The organism is Pseudomonas sp. s4 (assembly GCF_046764235.1).
Taxonomy (GTDB): domain Bacteria; phylum Pseudomonadota; class Gammaproteobacteria; order Pseudomonadales; family Pseudomonadaceae; genus Aquipseudomonas; species Aquipseudomonas asiatica.
Window position 1 is genome coordinate 3,684,048 of sequence record NZ_CP177209.1, and the last position, 16,405, is coordinate 3,700,452.

Sequence of the window (16,405 nt, forward strand, 5' to 3'; positions counted from 1 at the left end):
CGCGCGCTTAGAAGCAAAAGCAAAAAGCAAAGGCAGACGCAAAGGCAAAACTGCTACTAACTGAGGTCGGCCATCGGTCGTTCGACGAAGCGGATGCTGTCGCGCCCACCGCGCTTGGACTGGTACAAGGCGACATCCCCCTGTTCGATCAAGGCCGCCAGGCTCGTCGGCGGTTGGTCGAACAGGTTGGCGCCGATGCTCAAGGTGACCGGCTGCGGCGTAGGCACCGTCTTGCTTGCATACTGCTGAAACTGCTCGCGCAGCAGTCCACCCAGCTCCATGACCCGCTCGCTGCTCGCACCACACAGCAGAATGACGAACTCATCACCGCCCAGCCGCGCCGCCAGCGAGCGCTCGGGCAGCACCGTGCGAATCATCTCGCTCAGGGCAATCAGCAAGCGGTCCCCTGCAACATGCCCGTGCAGGTCGTTGACCAGCTTGAAGTTGTCGATGTCGATCAGTAGCAAGGCCCCGGGCTGCGTTGAATCCACTGCCTTGAAGAAAGGCCCCGCCCGAACCTCCAGTGCGCGCCGGTTGTACAGCGCCGTCAACGGGTCACGGGCTGCCAGACGGGCAATCCGCTCCTCTCGGCGGTAGCGCACGGTGCCGGTCATCGACAAGGCAATCAGCATGATCGCCATCGCACCTTCGACCAACGAAACCTGAATGATCAACCCACCGAAGGTGGCCAGGTCAATCAGCGTACCCGGTGTAATTGCAATGATCGCCTTGGCCACATAGAACAACCCATGAACCAGCAAAACGTAGCGCAACTGCACGGCACCAACACTCAGCGACTTGCCATGCGGCCGCAAAAGCCAACTGGCCTTGAGCGTCAACAGCGCCACCAGCAACGAGTTGACCATCAGCATCACCTTCGACCACTGCGGCCCCACGGGCAACAGCAGCAAGGCGAACCACACCAGCACCACCAATAACCAGATACGCGACAGCCGCACCTGGGTGAAGCGCAACACGCCCATCAGGAAGAACCAGTGCGCCACCACCAGCAAGCCGTTGGCGAACCAGATACCGATCAGCAACAAACCGATGCCGCGCAGCAAGGCCAGGGTGGAGCCAATCGTGATGGTGGCAAAGCCTGCGCTCCAGAACAGCAGCGACGGCTCGCGAACGCTGCGCCACTCGATCGCCAGGTACAACGCAGCCGCGGCAGCCAGGGCGATCGAGATAGTCAGCATCGTGGATGGATCAAGCGCCATAAACGGATTGGCCTATCTGGTTAACGAGGAAAAGGCCCGATTGTATGCGCTCGTGATGACTTTTCAGAGGAGCCTTGCACCACCAGCCTGCAAATGATAGCCCAGCCCTGGCCAAACCCATGCGGCTGAAATGTCATATTGACATCAGCGTGTCATTTGCACCACAAAAACCGCTGTCGTTATGACAACGCACCAGCGCAACACGCCCATCTGCAGGGGCTGCCCAGCTGGCACGAAAGCTGAACCATTCTCTTTCGCCACTACCTGCCTTGCGGAAATAACCATCATGAGAAATATCCTCCTCCCTCTGGCAATGTCCCTGTCCATCGCCCTGCCCGCCTGCGCCGACGAGGTGCTTTCGGAAAGCCCCGACAACACGGTGGGCTATGGCACCGGGGGCGTCACCGGCCTGATGGTCGGCGCCGCGCTCGGTGGCCCGTTCGGCGCCATCGTCGGTGCAGCCCTGGGTGCATTTGGCGGCGCCGCCGTGCAACAAGGCAGCGGGCACAGCGATGCAGCGTACGTGGTACGCCATGACGACGGCAGTACCCAGCGCTATCGCTCGCCCAATGCCCGCTTCAAGCCCGGTGATCAGGTGCAGGTGAGTGGAATTCGCCTGGCCCCGGCGCAGTAAGCCGTTGCCCGGACAAAAAGCTCACCAGTTGCCGCCCATGTGAGCTCAGGCGCTCCCAGTCGCGGAAACACAAACGTAGCTCCAGGGTGGCCCAGCTTTCCGCCAGGGCCACCCGACGCGCCGGCAGCTCCTGCTCGGCGCGCACGGCGGCTGTTCGGGCAGCATGGCCAGGTTCATCGCCAATTCCTCGATAAAGCGCTGCTAGTGGGGCTGCCTTCAGTTCAGAATAACCCTGTCTTTCTTCTGCCGCGGGTACCCCATGAACGCATTACGCAGCCTGATCCAGCGCCAACTGCAAAGCGGCGCCCTTTACGCCGTGCTGGCGGCCCTGGGTTTCAGCTTCAAGGCCATCTTCGTCAAGCTCGCCTATGCCGCAGGGCCGGTGGACGCCATCAGCCTGCTGGCATTGCGCATGGGGCTGTCGCTGCCGATGTTCGCCTGGCTGGTATGGGCCAGCCGTGGTCAGGGCAGCGCACCGCTCAACCTGGGCGATGGGCTGCGTGTCGCGTTGCTCGGGCTGCTGGGCTACTACCTGGCCAGCCTGTTCGACTTCTATGGCCTGCAGTACATCAGCGCCGGGCTGGAGCGGCTGATTCTGTTCACCTACCCGACCCTGGTGCTGGTGTTCCAGGCCATCGCCCTGCGTGAGCGGCCAAGCCTGCGCACCTTGTCGGCCATGGGCCTGTGCTACCTGGGGCTGGGCATTGCCTTTGTCCACGACGTCAGTGTGGCCGGGGCTGGCCAGCAGGTAGTGCTGGGCTCGCTGTGGGTGTTCGCCAGTGCAGTGACCTACGCGCTGTATTACTCCGGCACCGGAATGATGCTCAAGCGCATGGGCTCGATGCGCCTGGCCGGGCTGTGCGGTACTGCGTCCTCGCTGATGGTGCTGGCGCATTACCTGGTGGTGGCACCGGTCGGGCAGTTGTGGCAGTTGCCGGGCGCAGTGTGGGCCAATGCCGGGTTGATGGCGATGTTTTCCACGGTGCTGCCGATCTACTGGGTGGCGCTGGCGATACAGCGCCTGGGGCCGACCCATACTGCGGCAGTGGGCAACCTGGGGCCGGTGCTGACGGTGCTGGCATCGTGGGCGATCCTGAGCGAGGAGATTTCGCTGTATCAGGTCGTCGGGTTGGCGGTGGTGCTGTTTGCGGTGTCGCGGCTCAAGCCGCGGGGCAAACAGGAAACAAAGGTGGCTGAGGCCAAAGGTGCAGCAGCCTGACTGCGGTCACTGTGGAAGATTGCCCAGCCCTTTGGGCTGCGCTGTCGCACAGATAACTGAATTCGCAAGCGATCCTCGTACCCTGTGGGAGCGGCTTTAGCCGCGAAGAATCCAACGCGGTGCATGGCACCGGCTGCGCCGGTGTTCGCGGCTAAAGCCGCTCCCACAGGGTCCCTGCTAATTCAATGAGTTATGTGCAGTTCTATGAGAGCGGCCTTGCGTCGCGAAAGGGCTGCAGAGCAGCCCCGGCAATTTTGGTAGCAACACCAACGTCTGGGGCCGCTTTGCGGCCCTTTCGCGACACAAGGCCACTCCCACAAAAACGCGTAAATCCCTCAGAGCACCCGCTTGATCAGCGGCTCCAGCCGGCTATAGCGCAGCCGCCGCAGGAACCTGCGCACATCCTTGGGGTGCTCGGCCTTGGCGCCCAACTCCTCTGCCGAGCCGATCTTCGGCGCATGCCGGCGCAGCTCGGCCAGCTCTGCTTCCCGTGGCCCCAGCCATTGCCCTTGCGGGTCATCGATCAGCAGTCCGTTCTCCAGGTCCAGATTGAAGCCGCGCGGATTCAGGTTGTTACCGGTCAGCAACGAATAGCGTTGGTCGACCCACACGCCCTTGGCATGAAAGGTATGCCCGGGGTCGTTCCAGATCCGCACCTGCAGCTGGCCGCTGGCAATCGCAGCGTGGCGACGTCGGGTGAAGGCACGCAGGTTGTCTTCGTACAGGTAGGGCAACGCGCCGCTGGCGCTGAACGGCTCGCCGGGGGCGATATAGAAGTCGTTGGCCGTGCGATCTCCAACGATCAGTTCCACCCGCACGCCACGCGCCAGGGCATGGTCGAGTTCGCGCATCAGCACCCGGGGTGGGTTGAAATACGGCGTGCTGATGATGACCTGCGTGCGTGCCGCAGCCAGCAAGGCGCACACTGCACGGTTCAGCGGGTTGCCACGGCCCACACCCAACAGCGGGATAACCCGCAGGCCCTGCCCCGCCCCGCTGGCCGGTGCCTCATAGGCCATGCGCCGCAGCCGCGCGCGCAAGCGCCGGATGTCGCCGCGCAGGCTGCGGGTGGAGGGTGGCGCCGGCAGGTCGAGGCGCGGTGTGGCGGTGTGGTGCAGCAGGCGACGCACCAACCCGACCATGGCGTCGGCCAGCTCTGGTGACTGGAACAGGTGGTAGCGGTCCAGGCGGTAACGGTCGAAACGGTGCAGGTACACATTGTTCAGGCTGGCGCCGGTGTAGATCACGCAGTCGTCGATGATGCTGCCCTTCAGGTGCAACACGCCAAACAGCTCGCGGGTCTGCACAGGCACGCCATGGATGACGATATCCAGCCCATGGTGCTGGCGCTGGGCCTGGTACCAGGCGGCGTTACCCGGCTGGCGCCCGGCACCCAACAGGCCGCGGCGGGCACGGAACCAGTCGACCACGATGGTGATTTCCAGCCCGGGCCGCGCGGCCTTGGCCTGGTACAAGGCATCCAGCACTTCCTGGCCAGCCTCATCTTCCTGCAGGTACAGCGCAACGATGACGATACGCCGGGTTGCGGCGCGGATGCGCTCGAGCAGGCAGGCGCGGTAGGCCTTGGCATCGGGCAGCACCTGGATCGACTCGGCCGACATGGCGTAGCCTGGCAATGCCGCCAGCATGGATTCGGGGTTCAAGAACGATCACCTTCTGTGTGCAATCACTGTCGTGCATCAGCTTGCACAGGAAGTTTGAAATGGTCCAGCCCCCGGATAGCATGGGGCTGCTTTGCAGCCCTATCGCGACACAAGGCCGCTCCTACAAGCCAGCGCCGAATCCACATGCGGCGCCGAACCTGTGGGAGCGGCCTTGTGTCGCGATAGGGGCGCAAAGCGCCCCCATTTCTGACAAAGCTATTTCAGGTCAAAGCGATCCAGCTCCATGACCTTTTCCCAGGCCGCGACAAAGTCCCGCACGAACTTGTCCCGGCCATCACTGCTGCCGTACACCTCGCTCAATGCCCGCAACTGGGCATGGGAGCCGAACACCAGGTCAACCCGGCTACCGGTCCACTTCACCTGGCCGGTCTTGCGATCACGCCCTTCGAAGGTTTCGTTATCCGCCGAGGTCGGCTTCCACTCAACGCCCATGTCCAGCAAGTTGCGGAAGAAGTCGTTGCTCAGGGTACCGACCTTGTCGGTGAACACGCCCTGTTGGCTGCCGCCATGGTTGGCGCCGAGCACACGCAGGCCACCGATCAGCACGGTCAGTTCCGGCGCGGTCAGGGTCAGCAATTGGGCCTTGTCCAGCAGCAGTTTCTCGGCCTTGACGCTGTAGCGGGCCTTGGTGAAGTTACGGAAGCCATCGGCCAGCGGTTCCAGCACGGCGAACGACTCGACGTCGGTCTGCGCCTGGGAGGCATCGACACGCCCAGGGCGGAACGCCACGCTGACGTTGTGCCCGGCGTCCTTGGCAGCCTTTTCCACTGCGGCGCCACCGGCCAGAACGATCAGGTCGGCCAGGGAGATTTTCTTGCCACCGGCATTGAACTCGGCCTGGATTTTCTCCAGCGCCGCCAGCACCTTGCCTGTGCCCTGGTTCGCCGCCCAATCCTTCTGCGGCGCCAGGCGCAGGCGGCCACCATTGGCCCCGCCACGCTTGTCCGAACCGCGGAAGGTCGACGCGGCTGCCCAGGCAGTGGCCACCAGCTCGCCAACGCTCAGGCCCGCCGCCAGCACCTTGGCCTTGAGCGCGGCAATGTCCTGCTCGCCTACCAGCGGGTGATCGACTTTTGGCAGTGGGTCTTGCCACAGCAGCTCTTCGTTGGGCATTTCCGGGCCCAGATAGCGCGCCAATGGGCCCATGTCGCGGTGGATCAACTTGTACCAGGCGCGGGCGAAGGCGTCCGCCAGCTGGTCAGGGTTATCCTTGAAGCGGCGGGCGATCGGCTCGTAGATCGGGTCGAAACGCAGCGCAAGGTCGGAGGTGAGCATGGAAGGCGCGTGGCGCTTGGCCGGGTCATGGGCATCCGGCACGGTGCCTGCCCCCTTGCCCTCCTTCGGCCGCCACTGGTGGGCACCAGCCGGGCTCTTGGTCAGTTCCCAGTCGAAGTTGAACAGATTGTTGAGGTATTCGTTGCTCCATCGGGTGGGGGTCGAAGTCCAGGTCACTTCCAGGCCGCTGGTGATGGTATCGCCACCCTTGCCGCTGCCGAACTTGTTGGCCCAGCCCAACCCCTGCAGCTCCAGGCCTGCTGCTTCCGGCTCGGGGCCGACGTTGTCGGCAGGGCCGGCACCGTGGGTCTTGCCAAAGGCGTGGCCACCGGCGATCAGCGCCACGGTTTCTTCATCGTTCATGGCCATGCGGCCGAAGGTGTCACGGATGTCCTTGCCCGAGGCTACCGGGTCGGGGTTGCCTTCCGGGCCTTCCGGGTTCACATAGATCAGGCCCATCTGCACGGCGGCCAGCGGGTTTTCCAGGTTGCGCTCGCCCTCCAGGGTACGGCCCTGCTCCTCGGGGCGCTTGGCCGGCTCCGCCACCAGGTCGCCCTTGCCGGGCGGCTGGGCCTTGCCGTAGCGGGTGTCACCGCCCAGCCAGACCTTTTCCGAGCCCCAGTACACATCTTCGTCCGGCTCCCACACATCGGCACGCCCGCCAGAGAAGCCGAAGGTCTTGAAGCCCATGGACTCGAGGGCGACGTTGCCGGTGAGCACGATCAGGTCGGCCCAGGAAATCTTGTTGCCGTACTTCTGCTTGATCGGCCACAGTAGCCGCCGGGCCTTGTCCAGGCTGACGTTGTCCGGCCAACTGTTGAGCGGGGCGAAGCGCTGCTGGCCAGAGCCTGCACCACCCCGGCCATCGCCAATACGGTAGGTACCAGCGCTGTGCCAGGCCATGCGAATGAACAACGGGCCATAATGGCCGAAGTCGGCGGGCCACCAGTCCTGGGAGTCGGTCATCAAGGCGGTCAGGTCTTTCTTCAGCGCCTGGAAGTCGAGGCTCTTGAACGCCTTGGCATAATCGAAATCCGGGTCCATCGGGTCGGATTTGGAGGAATGTTGATGAAGAATTCTCAGGTTGAGCTGGTCAGGCCACCAGTCACGGTTGGTGGTGCCGCCACCTGCGGTTTGATGGAACGGGCATTTCGATTCGTTCGACATCTGCGGGTACCTTTGGGTCGGTTATCCAGATTTCCGGTCTATGCCAGGTGTTCTTTCAGCCGAGCGCGTGGGCTCGTGCTACCCCTCATCAGGTCTACACGGGGCTTGCGAAGCTGTCATGACGGGGTTGGCGTGGTCTTGCACAAAGGTGCTGACATGCCGCCCGCTGGCAGAATTCGCGGGGCCAGGGGAAAGACTAGCCGAGCTTGGGCAGAGTTCTAATAGAGTGCCTATTGAGGGGCGATAGCTTGGCTCTGTCAGGTTCGTGCCCGCGAACAGGCCGGCACATCCATACAAGGCAACCAAGCTGTCCGCATGCTCCAATACAACGCCAACCCTTCCAACCCGGAACCCGTACCCTCATGAATCGCAACGACCTGCGCCGCGTCGACATGAACCTGCTGGTACTGTTCGAAGCCCTGATGATCGAACGCAACCTGACCCGGGTCGGCGAAAAGCTGTTCATCACCCAGTCAACCGTCAGCGCCGCCCTCGCCCGCCTGCGTGAGCTGTTCGACGACCCGCTGCTGATCCGCAACGGCCGGGCCATGGAGCCCACGCCACGGGCCATGCAGATCTTCGCCGAGCTGGGGCCGGCCATGGATGTGATTTCCGCCGCCATCAGCCGCGCCCGCGAGTTCGACCCGGTCAACAGCTGCAACGTGTTCCGCCTGGGCCTGTCGGACGATGCCGAATTCGGCCTGTTCCCGGCCCTGCTGCAGGCGCTGCGCGAAGAGGCCCCGAATATCAGTGTGGTGGTGCGCCGGGCCAACTTCCTGCTGATGCCGGGGCTGCTGGCCAGCGGCGAAATTTCGGTGGGCGTGAGCTACACCACGGACCTGCCGGCCACCGCCAAGCGCCGCAAGCTGCGCAACATCGGCGTGCGGGTGCTGCGCGCCGATGACCGCCCGGGCCCGCTGACCCTCGACGAATACTGCGCCCGCCCGCATGTGATGGTGTCGTTCTCCGGTGACATGAGCGGCAATATCGACCTTGACCTGGCACGCATCGGCCGCTGCCGCAAGGTGGTGCTGGCGGTGCCGCAATTCGGCAGCCTGCGCGCCCTGCTGCGCAACACCGAGCTGATCGCCACGGTGCCAGACTATGCCGCCTGCGCCCTGGCCGACGACGGCAGCCTGCGCGCCGACCCGGCGCCGTTCGACATCACCGAGGCCGAACTGTCGATGGTCTGGAGCGGTGCCCAGGACAATGACCCGGCCGAGCGCTGGCTGCGCGAGCGCATCCTGCAGTTCATGGCCACGCAGTGATGCATCGACCTCATCGATAGCCACCATGAATGCCATCAAGTTCCCCTGCGGTCAGCCCGGGCGGAAGATGGCGGCATACACCGATTGATGAGGCTCCCATGAAAACCGGCATGATCGCTGCCCTGCTCGCCTTGTTGGCCGCCCTTGGCGGTTGTGCCAGCCCGGCAGCTACCGACACGCAGCCTTACGGGCACTTCTATTCGGCCACGGCAATTTCCAGTGTCGCGCTGGCCCCTGGCCAACGGGTGGCGGTACTGCTGGGGCGTGATGCCGAAGCGACCCTCGAATACCTCGGCAGCCATCGCACCCAGGCAGGCGCACCGGCCCATGGCCAACGTGTCCCTGTTGCGACCCTGGGCAGCGAAAGCCAGGCGTATGACTGGCTGGCGCGGTCACTGGCGCAGCAGTTTGCCGAAGTGACTTTCTATGACGACCTGGACACACTGCTGGGCGACCACCCGGACGTGATCGTGCTGCTGGACACCGAAAGCCGTTTGGCCAGTGCGGATATCGAAAGCAGGGTAGTAGCGCGCTTTTTCGATGACCAGCTGACCTATATCGGCCGCGCTGAGGGACGGGCAAGCAAGAGTCTGGGCGATGTGGCGAGGGTGGTCGAGGATGAGCGGGCGGTGCAGGCGGATGCGCTGCGGGACTTTGACGATTCGTTGCAGGCGCTGTTGAAGGGTCGCGTTTGAGGCCCCCTTCACTGATATAGCGCAAATGCTCGGGCACAGCACCGGCCTGTAGGAGCAGCCTTGTGCTGCGAAGAGGCCAGTACCGCCACAGAATTTCTTCTGCCACACCGGCCCTTTCGCAGCACAAGGCTGCTCCTACAGGTCGGTGCTGTAGCTGTAATAACCGCGGTAAAGCTTCTACTTACCCCGCTGCATCCACGCCGCCCCCAGCCCGCTGAGGCAGATCACCGAGATGCCCACCAGGCTCAGGGTGTCCGGCACCTGGCTGTAGACAACCAACCCAAGCAACCCGGCGAACACGATCTGGCAATAGCTGAATGGCGCCAGCAAGGCAGGTGCCGCATGGCGGAAGGCCTGAGTCAGCAGCAGGTGCGCCGTCATGCCAAAGCCCCCCAGCGCCAGCATCAGCAGCGCATGGTCCCAACGCGGCATCTCCCAGAAGAACGGCACCAACGCACTCATCGCCAGGGTGTTGCACAACCCCGCATAGAAATTGCTGGTGGTCGGGCTGTCGTGCGCGGCCAGGATGCGCGTCAGCAACTGATAGAAGCAGAAGCCCAGCGCCGATCCAAACGGATACAGGATGGCCGGGGTAAACATCGCCCCGCCCGGGTGCACCACCACCAGCACGCCGATGAAGCCCATCACCACCGCCACCCACTGCCCCACCGTCACCCGCTCCTTCAGCAGTGGCGCCGACAGCGCAGTGACCAGCACCGGGGCAAGGAAGTTGACCGCCGTGGCCTCGGCCAGTGGCAGGTACTGCAGGCCGGTGGTGAACAGCAGGCTGGTACTCAGCAGGCTCAGGGCGCGTAACGTCTGCAACAGAGGGCGGCGAGTGCGCAGCACGTTGAGGCCGGCCTTGGGGAGGAAGATCCCGGCCATCAGCAGCGTGTGCACCACATACCGCGCCCACACCACCATGATGATCGGGTACAGGCCGCCCAGGAACTTGGACAGGGCATCGTGACTGGCGAACAGGAACGTCGCCACCACCACCAGGGCGATGCCGCGCAGGGGTTGGTTGACTCCGGACAGCGGTGTGCTGGAACTCATGGCACTCTCGATGACGGCGCGGCTTGATGCGGCGCCCAGTGAAGGCCGCGCAGGCGTTGCCTGGCGGATGCAACAGCTCGGATTTTAGAAGAGATGCCGAAGAATAAGGAAGTTCAATCGCCGCCAGCCAAGGCCGACTGCAATTTCTGTTCGCTGATCGACCACTTTCCGCCCCACGCGCATGGCCCGTACCGTGCTGATCGCCGACCATCGAATGCGAACCCTGCACACCCTACAAGGAATTTACATGCAAAGGCTCACCACCCGTAACGGCCTGGCCCTGTCCGCGATCGGCCTGGGCACCTGGCCAATGACCGGCAGCGAGTGCACCCAGGCCGTGCGCCAGGCGCTTGAATTGGGTTACCGGCACATAGACACTGCCACTGCCTATGACAACGAAGCCGCCGTCGGCCAGGCACTGCGCGAAAGCGATGTACCGCGCGAGCAGATTCACCTGACCACCAAGGTATGGTGGGATCGCCTGGCGCCCAAGGCCATGCGCCAGTCGCTGGAGGACAGCCTGCGCGCCCTGGGTACCGAGCAGGTCGACCTGTTCCACATCCACTGGCCCAGCCAGGACTGGGACCTGGCCCGCAGCATCGAAACCCTGGTGGCCCTGCGTGACGAGGGCAAGGCGCGCAGCATCGGCGTGGCCAACTTCCCGCTGGGGCTGCTGCGCCAGGTGGTGGAAACCCTGGGCGCGCCATTGTCGGCGATCCAGGTGGAATACCACGTGCTGCTCGGCCAGCAACCGCTGCTGGACTACGCCCGCCGCCACGACCTGCTGCTCACCGCCTACACCCCGCTGGCCCGTGGGCAGGCGGCGGCTCAGCCGGTGATCCAGGCGATCGCCCGCAAGCATGGCGTACTGCCCAGCCAGGTGGCGCTGAAGTGGTTGCTGGACCAGGACGGCGTGGCGGTGATCCCCAAGGCCGGCAGCCGCGAGAACCAGCTGGCCAACCTGGCGGCGTCGAACGTGCAACTGGATGACGAGGACCGCGCGGCGATCGCCGGGTTGCCGAAGGACCAGCGGGTGGTGAGCCCGCCGTTTGCGCCGGACTGGAACCTGTAGGAGCGGCCTTGTGTCGCGAAGGGGCGCGCAGCGGCCCCACATTTTCAGCTGCGCCGCTGATATCGCCGGGGCCGCTTTGCGGCCCTGTCGCGACACAAGGCCGCTCCTACAGGAGACCGCGGCAGGCCAACGGGCACTATGCCAGCGTCACGACCTGCTTCAACCGCTCGTTCGCCGGTGCCGGTCGCCCATACAGGTAACCCTGGAAGTGCGAGCAACCCTCCGCCACCAACCGGCGCATCTGCTCCTCCGACTCAACCCCCTCGGCCGTGGTCTTGATCATCAGGCTGTTGGACAGGTCGGTAATGGCGCGAATGATCGACATCGCCTCGCGGCTGTCACACATGTCATGCACGAACGACTTGTCGATCTTGATCCGGTCGAACGGGAACGAACGCAGGTAACCCAGCGAGGAGTACCCGGTGCCGAAATCGTCCAGCGAAATGGACACGCCCAGGTCCTTCAGTGCACGCAGGGTACGCACGTTTTCCTCGCTGTTGCCCAGCAGCACCGACTCGGTGACCTCCAGCTCCAACCGCTGTGGCGGCAGGCCGGAGTCGGCCAGCGCCAGGGCCACGGTGTGCACCAGGTTGGCATTCTTGAACTGCACCGCCGACAGGTTGACCGACACCGTCTGCTCGCTGTCCCAGCTGGCCGCCTCCTGGCAGGCCAGGTTCAGCGCCCGGTTGCCCAGTTCGTGGATCAGCCCGGTTTCCTCGGCGATGGGGATGAAGTCCATGGGCATGACCATGCCACGGGTCGGGTGCTCCCAGCGCAGCAACGCCTCATAGCCGGTAACGCTGCTGGTCTGCTGGTCGACCACCGGCTGGTAGTGCAGCTGCAACTGGCCCAGGTGCAGCGCAGTGCGCAGGTCGGTTTCCACCAGGCGGCGCTGGCGGGCGGCGACGTCCAGTTCGACGCTGAAGCACTCGTAGCGGTTGCGACCGTTGCGCTTGGCCTCGTACAGCGCCATGTCGGCGTAGCCCAGCAGTTGCTCGGCCTGGTCGCTGTCTTCCGGCGCAATGGCAATGCCGATGCTCACCCCCACCGTGAACTGGTGCCCCTCGATCTGGAACGGTGGGCAGATCGCGTTGATCAGGCGCTGCGCAGTGTTGCATGCGGCCTCCCGGCCTTCCAGGCCGGTCAGCACCACCGCAAACTCGTCGCCGCCCAGGCGGGCCAGGGTGTCGTGCTCGCGCAGTTCGCGGCGCAGGCGCTTGCCCAGCGCGCGCAGCAGCTTGTCGCCAAAGGCGTGGCCCAGCGAATCGTTGATGTTCTTGAAGTTGTCCAGGTCCAGGCACAGTGCAGCGGTCAGCTTGGCGTGCTCGCTGTCACGCACCAGGGCCTGGCGCAGGCGTTCGTTGAACAGGGTGCGGTTGGGCAGCCCGGTCAACGCATCGTGGTGCGCCATGTGGTGGATCTGCGCGTGGGCGGCCAGCTCTTCGGTGGCATCTTCGGCAACGAACAACACATAGTCGGCCTGGCCTTCACGGTTCTGGCTGAGCAAGGTGCGGCTGCGCAGGGTGCGCGGGCCACAGGCCGTGTCGACCCGGGTTTCGGCAGCATGCCCCTTGGTGCTGCGGGCGCCACGGGCCAGTTGCTGTTCCAGGTAACCGGCAACGCCCGGTGCCAGGCACTCGCCGGGCAACTGCCCGATCATGCTGCGCTGCGGCCCGCCGAACAGGCGTTCGGCCTGCTGGTTGGCCAGCAGGATGCGCTGGCTCTCCAGGTCCTGGACAATGACGCTGGCGGGGATGTTGGCAATCACCGAATCAAGGAACTGCGACAGCTTGGCCATTTCCTGGCTGTACTGCTCGGCCAGCTCCTTGGCCTGCAGCAGTTCCAGCTCTTGCCGGTGACGCTCGGAAATGTCGCGGGTTACCTTGGCAAAACCCACCAGTTGCCCGGCATCGTCGTACACCGCGTCGATCACCACATGGGCATGGAAGACCGTGCCGTCCTTGCGCAGGCGCGAACCGATCTCTTCGAAGCGCCCGGTGCTGCGGGCCTGCTCAAGGTTCAGCGCCGGCAGCCCGGCGGCGCGCTCGGCATCGGTGTAGAACAACGAGTAGTGCTTGCCGACGATTTCCTCGGCCAGGTAGCCCTTGGCGCGCTGGGCGCCGGGGTTCCAGTTGGCGACGATACCTTCGGGGGTGAGCAGGTAGAAGGCATAGTCCACCACGCTCTGGATCAACAGCCGGTACATGATGTCGGGGCTTGCGACTAGCGACATGACTTTTACCTGGGCCTTCGAAAGGCATGAAAAGGATTGGTGGCATTATGCCTTCGACGACGACTTTGTGAAGTAGCTCACAAAAAGCCACGATCCCTTCAATTAGCGAACGAAGGCTGGCAACCCCCTCAATGGCGGGCGCCCGTGACCAGGAAATTGAGCAAGCCCGGTTCGTCATCCAGGGCTATGGGCTGCGCCGGGCGCGACAGCTCGGCCAGCACGGCATTGCAGAAGGCCACGGCAGGCATGTCCTGTGCGTAGCAGCGCATCAGCCAGTCGCCCTCGCCGCCCAGCAGTTGCAAGGCCACCGCCCGGCCGATGCCCTGTCGGCGGTACTTTTTCAGGATGAACAGGTCAGCCAGTTCGAACGCGTCGATGCCCGGCAGCTCGCTGCGTTCGACCAGCACGAAACCGGCGATGAAACCGTCTGCCAGCACCAGGTACGCGCCCCAGCCATCGGCCCCCCAGTAACGTTGCAGGTGCTCGTCATGGATATAGAAGCGGCCGTCCACTTCGACGTCTTCCTGCTCCCAGTCCGAGGACTCGTAGGCGTAGAACTGATAGAGGTTGCGAATCAGCGGGGCCTGGTCGGCAGTGGTTGCCAACAGTTCGATGGGCAGCATGGTGAGGGGCTCGGGTAAAAAGGCGGATTCTAGATCAACCGCCCCTGGCAGCAAAAAGCCCAGGCCCTCCCCGCACGGAAAGGCCCAGGCAAAAACCAGTCATCGATTGATAGGAGCCCCTGTGGGAGCGGGCATGCCCGCGAACACCGGCAAAGCCGGTGCCATACACCGCGGTGCCTGCTTCGCGGGCACGCCCGCTCCCACAGGGATACCTTCAGGGCTCAACTGTTTTGCAACGCGCGCGAGCGGTGGCTGCGTGCCTCGGCGTCTGGCGCCTTGGCCGCCTGTAGATGGAAGTCGAACGCCAGCTCGGCAAAGCGCTCACCCTCTACGCCGCGAGCACGCGCTGCCGCAGCATCCTCGACAAAGCGCAGCTCGCCGACCAGCCCGTCACGGGTGGCATAGGCAAAGTCATCCCACAAGTACTTGTCGCCGGCCAGGTTTATCTGCGTGGTCAGGTGCCGGTGCCCGGGCGCAGAGATGAAGAAGTGCACATGCGCCGGGCGCTGGCCGTGACGGCCGAGCAGGTCCAGGCATTCCTGGGTTGGTCCCTGCGGATCGCAACCGTACCCCGACGGCACGATGGAACCAGGCGTGCAGTGTCCTGCAGCACACGCAGGATGATCTGCTTGAAGCGTGGGTTGCCTTCGGCATGGCCCAGGCCGGCCACTTCCTTGAAGAACGCCTGAACATCGGCAGTATGGGAAATTTTCACGGTCATCGTGCTTGCCTCATCTTGTTCTTGTCAGGTAGACAGGTGCGACTCAGCGGTCGTCGCTGTGAATCGACGAGGGGTGCCGGCACAGGCCGTCGACTTCGATGTCCATGTACGGGAACAGCGGCAGCTGCATCAGGGTGTCGTGCAGCGCCTCGACGCTGGGTACATCGAACACGCTGTAGTTGGCGTAGTGCCCGGCAATGCGCCACAGGTGGCGCCAGGTGCCTTCGCGCTGCAGACGCTGGGCCAGTTCCTTTTCGTCGGCCTTGAGCCGGGCGGCCTTGGCCGGGTCCATGTCGACCGGCAGTTTCACGGTCATCTTTACGTGGAACAGCATGCTGGTTTCTCCTTTCTCTGATTTGGCGCCAACACTGTGGGAGCGGGTTTACCCGCGAACACGGGCGAAACGCGCCAGGCGCTGTTCGTCCAGGGTCAGGCCCAGGCCTGGGGTGCGTGGAATGTGCAGCTGGAAGTCGCGGTATTGCGGCGGCTCGTTGACGATTTCTTCGGTCAGCAGCAGCGGCCCGAACAGCTCGGTGCCCCAGGTGAGCTGGCGCAGGGTCAGGAAGGCATGAGCCGAAGCCAGGGTGCCGATCGAGCCTTCGAGCATGGTCCCGCCATACAAGGCGATGCCGGCAGCCTCGGCGATTTGCGCGGTACGCAGTACGGCACGCGGGCCGCCGTTCTTGGCTATTTTCAGGGCGAAGATGCTGGCCGCGCCGTCGGCAGCCAGGCTGAAGGCGTCCTCGACGCTTTCGATCGACTCGTCGGCCATGATCGGTGCCGGGCTGCGCTGGTTCAGGCGCACCTGGCCGCTGCGGTTGATACGCGAAATCGGTTGCTCGATCAGGTCGATGCCGTTTTCGCCAAGCACCTGGCAGGCACGGATGGCCTGGGATTCGTCCCAGTACTGGTTGACGTCGACCCGCACGCTGGCGCTGTCGCCCAGCTCGCGCTTGATCGCCACCACGTGCTTGAGGTCCTGGGCCAACGGGTTGGCGCCGATCTTCAGCTTGAACACCCGATGCCGACGAATCTCCAGCATGTGCTGGGCTTCGGCGATGTCGCGGGCGGTATCGCCGCTGGCCAAGGTCCAGGCCACTTCCAGGCTGTCGCGCACGCGGCCACCCAGCAGTTCGCTGACCGGCAGGCCCAGGCGTTTGCCCTGGGCATCGAGCAAGGCGCTTTCGATACCCGACTTGGCGAAGGTATTGCCCTTGGCCAGCTTGTCCAGCTTGAGCATGGCGGCGTTGATGTTGTCAGCCGGCAAGCCAACCAGCGCCGGCGCCAGGTGCGCATCGATGTTGGCCTTGATGCCCTCCGGGCTTTCGTAGCCATAGGCCAGGCCGCCGATGGTGGTGGCCTCGCCGATGCCTTCCACGCCATCACTGCAGCGAACACGCAATACCACAAGGGTCTGCTGCTGCATGGTGTGCATCGCCAGCTTGTGCGGGCGAATGGTCGGCAGGTCGACGATAATTGCCTCGATACGTTCAATCAGCACGCTTGTCATTGTTGCCAGGTCCCGTTGTTTCGGGCT

Annotated in this window: 13 protein-coding genes and 1 pseudogene; 5 read left to right on the top strand and 9 right to left on the bottom strand. The window is 64.2% G+C overall.

Features of this window, described 5'->3' with window-relative positions:
- Window positions 1-56: 56 nt before the first annotated feature.
- On the bottom strand, window positions 57-1,199 hold the full coding sequence (locus ACK56M_RS17130; RefSeq protein WP_411958807.1) for a GGDEF domain-containing protein: 1,143 nt from the start codon (window positions 1,197-1,199) through the stop codon (window positions 57-59).
- 334 nt (window positions 1,200-1,533) lie between these two features.
- Here ACK56M_RS17130 and ACK56M_RS17135 point away from each other — a divergent pair, with 334 nt between their 5' ends.
- Together ACK56M_RS17135 and ACK56M_RS17140 are read left to right on the top strand one after the other, a co-directional pair.
- Window positions 1,534-1,854: a hypothetical protein gene (locus ACK56M_RS17135; RefSeq protein ID WP_100413453.1), complete on the top strand. Its 321-nt coding sequence runs from the start codon at window positions 1,534-1,536 to the stop codon at window positions 1,852-1,854.
- A 259-nt stretch (window positions 1,855-2,113) separates the two neighbouring features.
- Window positions 2,114-3,073: a DMT family transporter gene (locus ACK56M_RS17140; protein WP_015270749.1), complete on the top strand. Its 960-nt coding sequence runs from the start codon at window positions 2,114-2,116 to the stop codon at window positions 3,071-3,073.
- 335 nt (window positions 3,074-3,408) lie between these two features.
- Here the strand turns inward: ACK56M_RS17140 and pssA are convergent, their stop codons facing one another.
- Entirely contained in the window at window positions 3,409-4,737 is a 1,329-nt protein-coding gene (pssA, locus tag ACK56M_RS17145; protein WP_015270750.1) for a CDP-diacylglycerol--serine O-phosphatidyltransferase, read from the bottom strand.
- A gap of 216 nt (window positions 4,738-4,953) precedes the next feature.
- Entirely contained in the window at window positions 4,954-7,200 is a 2,247-nt protein-coding gene (gene katG, locus ACK56M_RS17150; protein ID WP_015270751.1) for a catalase/peroxidase HPI, read from the bottom strand.
- A gap of 362 nt (window positions 7,201-7,562) precedes the next feature.
- Here katG and ACK56M_RS17155 point away from each other — a divergent pair, with 362 nt between their 5' ends.
- The gene (locus ACK56M_RS17155; RefSeq protein ID WP_013973059.1) at window positions 7,563-8,468 is read left to right on the top strand and encodes a LysR family transcriptional regulator; all 906 of its coding nucleotides are present in this window, start codon (window positions 7,563-7,565) and stop codon (window positions 8,466-8,468) included.
- Between the two features lie 98 nt (window positions 8,469-8,566).
- Window positions 8,567-9,163, top strand: a complete 597-nt coding sequence (locus ACK56M_RS17160; protein WP_015270752.1) for a hypothetical protein — start codon at window positions 8,567-8,569, stop codon at window positions 9,161-9,163.
- 177 nt (window positions 9,164-9,340) lie between these two features.
- Here ACK56M_RS17160 and ACK56M_RS17165 read toward each other — a convergent pair whose 3' ends face one another.
- Entirely contained in the window at window positions 9,341-10,219 is an 879-nt protein-coding gene (locus ACK56M_RS17165) for a DMT family transporter (protein WP_015270753.1), read from the bottom strand.
- A gap of 247 nt (window positions 10,220-10,466) precedes the next feature.
- On the opposite strand from ACK56M_RS17165, the gene ACK56M_RS17170 reads away from it, so the two are divergent.
- The gene (locus tag ACK56M_RS17170; protein WP_015270754.1) at window positions 10,467-11,291 is read left to right on the top strand and encodes an aldo/keto reductase; all 825 of its coding nucleotides are present in this window, start codon (window positions 10,467-10,469) and stop codon (window positions 11,289-11,291) included.
- A gap of 136 nt (window positions 11,292-11,427) precedes the next feature.
- Here ACK56M_RS17170 and ACK56M_RS17175 read toward each other — a convergent pair whose 3' ends face one another.
- From ACK56M_RS17175 to ACK56M_RS17195, 5 genes and pseudogenes are all read right to left on the bottom strand, one after another.
- Window positions 11,428-13,524: a putative bifunctional diguanylate cyclase/phosphodiesterase gene (locus ACK56M_RS17175; RefSeq protein WP_043935690.1), complete on the bottom strand. Its 2,097-nt coding sequence runs from the start codon at window positions 13,522-13,524 to the stop codon at window positions 11,428-11,430.
- A 128-nt stretch (window positions 13,525-13,652) separates the two neighbouring features.
- Window positions 13,653-14,147, bottom strand: a complete 495-nt coding sequence (locus ACK56M_RS17180) for a GNAT family N-acetyltransferase (RefSeq protein WP_015270756.1) — start codon at window positions 14,145-14,147, stop codon at window positions 13,653-13,655.
- 221 nt (window positions 14,148-14,368) lie between these two features.
- Window positions 14,369-14,737, bottom strand: a pseudogene (locus ACK56M_RS17185) (catechol 1,2-dioxygenase); the annotation flags it as partial.
- A gap of 174 nt (window positions 14,738-14,911) precedes the next feature.
- Window positions 14,912-15,202 (bottom strand): muconolactone Delta-isomerase, encoded by a 291-nt coding sequence (catC, locus tag ACK56M_RS17190; RefSeq protein ID WP_013973066.1) that lies wholly within the window; start codon window positions 15,200-15,202, stop codon window positions 14,912-14,914.
- Between the two features lie 48 nt (window positions 15,203-15,250).
- Window positions 15,251-16,378, bottom strand: coding sequence for a muconate cycloisomerase family protein (locus ACK56M_RS17195; RefSeq protein ID WP_015270757.1), 1,128 nt, complete (start codon window positions 16,376-16,378; stop codon window positions 15,251-15,253).
- Window positions 16,379-16,405 lie beyond the last annotated feature (27 nt).

Coding starts and splice junctions, on each gene's coding strand:
- ACK56M_RS17130 (WP_411958807.1), bottom strand. CDS start 1,199: ATGCTGACTATCTCGATCGCCCTGGCTGCCGCGGCTGCGTTGTACCTG.
- ACK56M_RS17135 (WP_100413453.1), top strand. CDS start 1,534: ATGTCCCTGTCCATCGCCCTGCCCGCCTGCGCCGACGAGGTGCTTTCG.
- ACK56M_RS17140 (WP_015270749.1), top strand. CDS start 2,114: ATGAACGCATTACGCAGCCTGATCCAGCGCCAACTGCAAAGCGGCGCC.
- katG (WP_015270751.1), bottom strand. CDS start 7,200: ATGTCGAACGAATCGAAATGCCCGTTCCATCAAACCGCAGGTGGCGGC.
- ACK56M_RS17155 (WP_013973059.1), top strand. CDS start 7,563: ATGAATCGCAACGACCTGCGCCGCGTCGACATGAACCTGCTGGTACTG.
- ACK56M_RS17160 (WP_015270752.1), top strand. CDS start 8,567: ATGAAAACCGGCATGATCGCTGCCCTGCTCGCCTTGTTGGCCGCCCTT.
- ACK56M_RS17165 (WP_015270753.1), bottom strand. CDS start 10,219: ATGAGTTCCAGCACACCGCTGTCCGGAGTCAACCAACCCCTGCGCGGC.
- ACK56M_RS17170 (WP_015270754.1), top strand. CDS start 10,467: ATGCAAAGGCTCACCACCCGTAACGGCCTGGCCCTGTCCGCGATCGGC.
- ACK56M_RS17175 (WP_043935690.1), bottom strand. CDS start 13,524: ATGTCGCTAGTCGCAAGCCCCGACATCATGTACCGGCTGTTGATCCAG.
- ACK56M_RS17180 (WP_015270756.1), bottom strand. CDS start 14,147: ATGCTGCCCATCGAACTGTTGGCAACCACTGCCGACCAGGCCCCGCTG.
- catC (WP_013973066.1), bottom strand. CDS start 15,202: ATGCTGTTCCACGTAAAGATGACCGTGAAACTGCCGGTCGACATGGAC.
- ACK56M_RS17195 (WP_015270757.1), bottom strand. CDS start 16,378: ATGACAAGCGTGCTGATTGAACGTATCGAGGCAATTATCGTCGACCTG.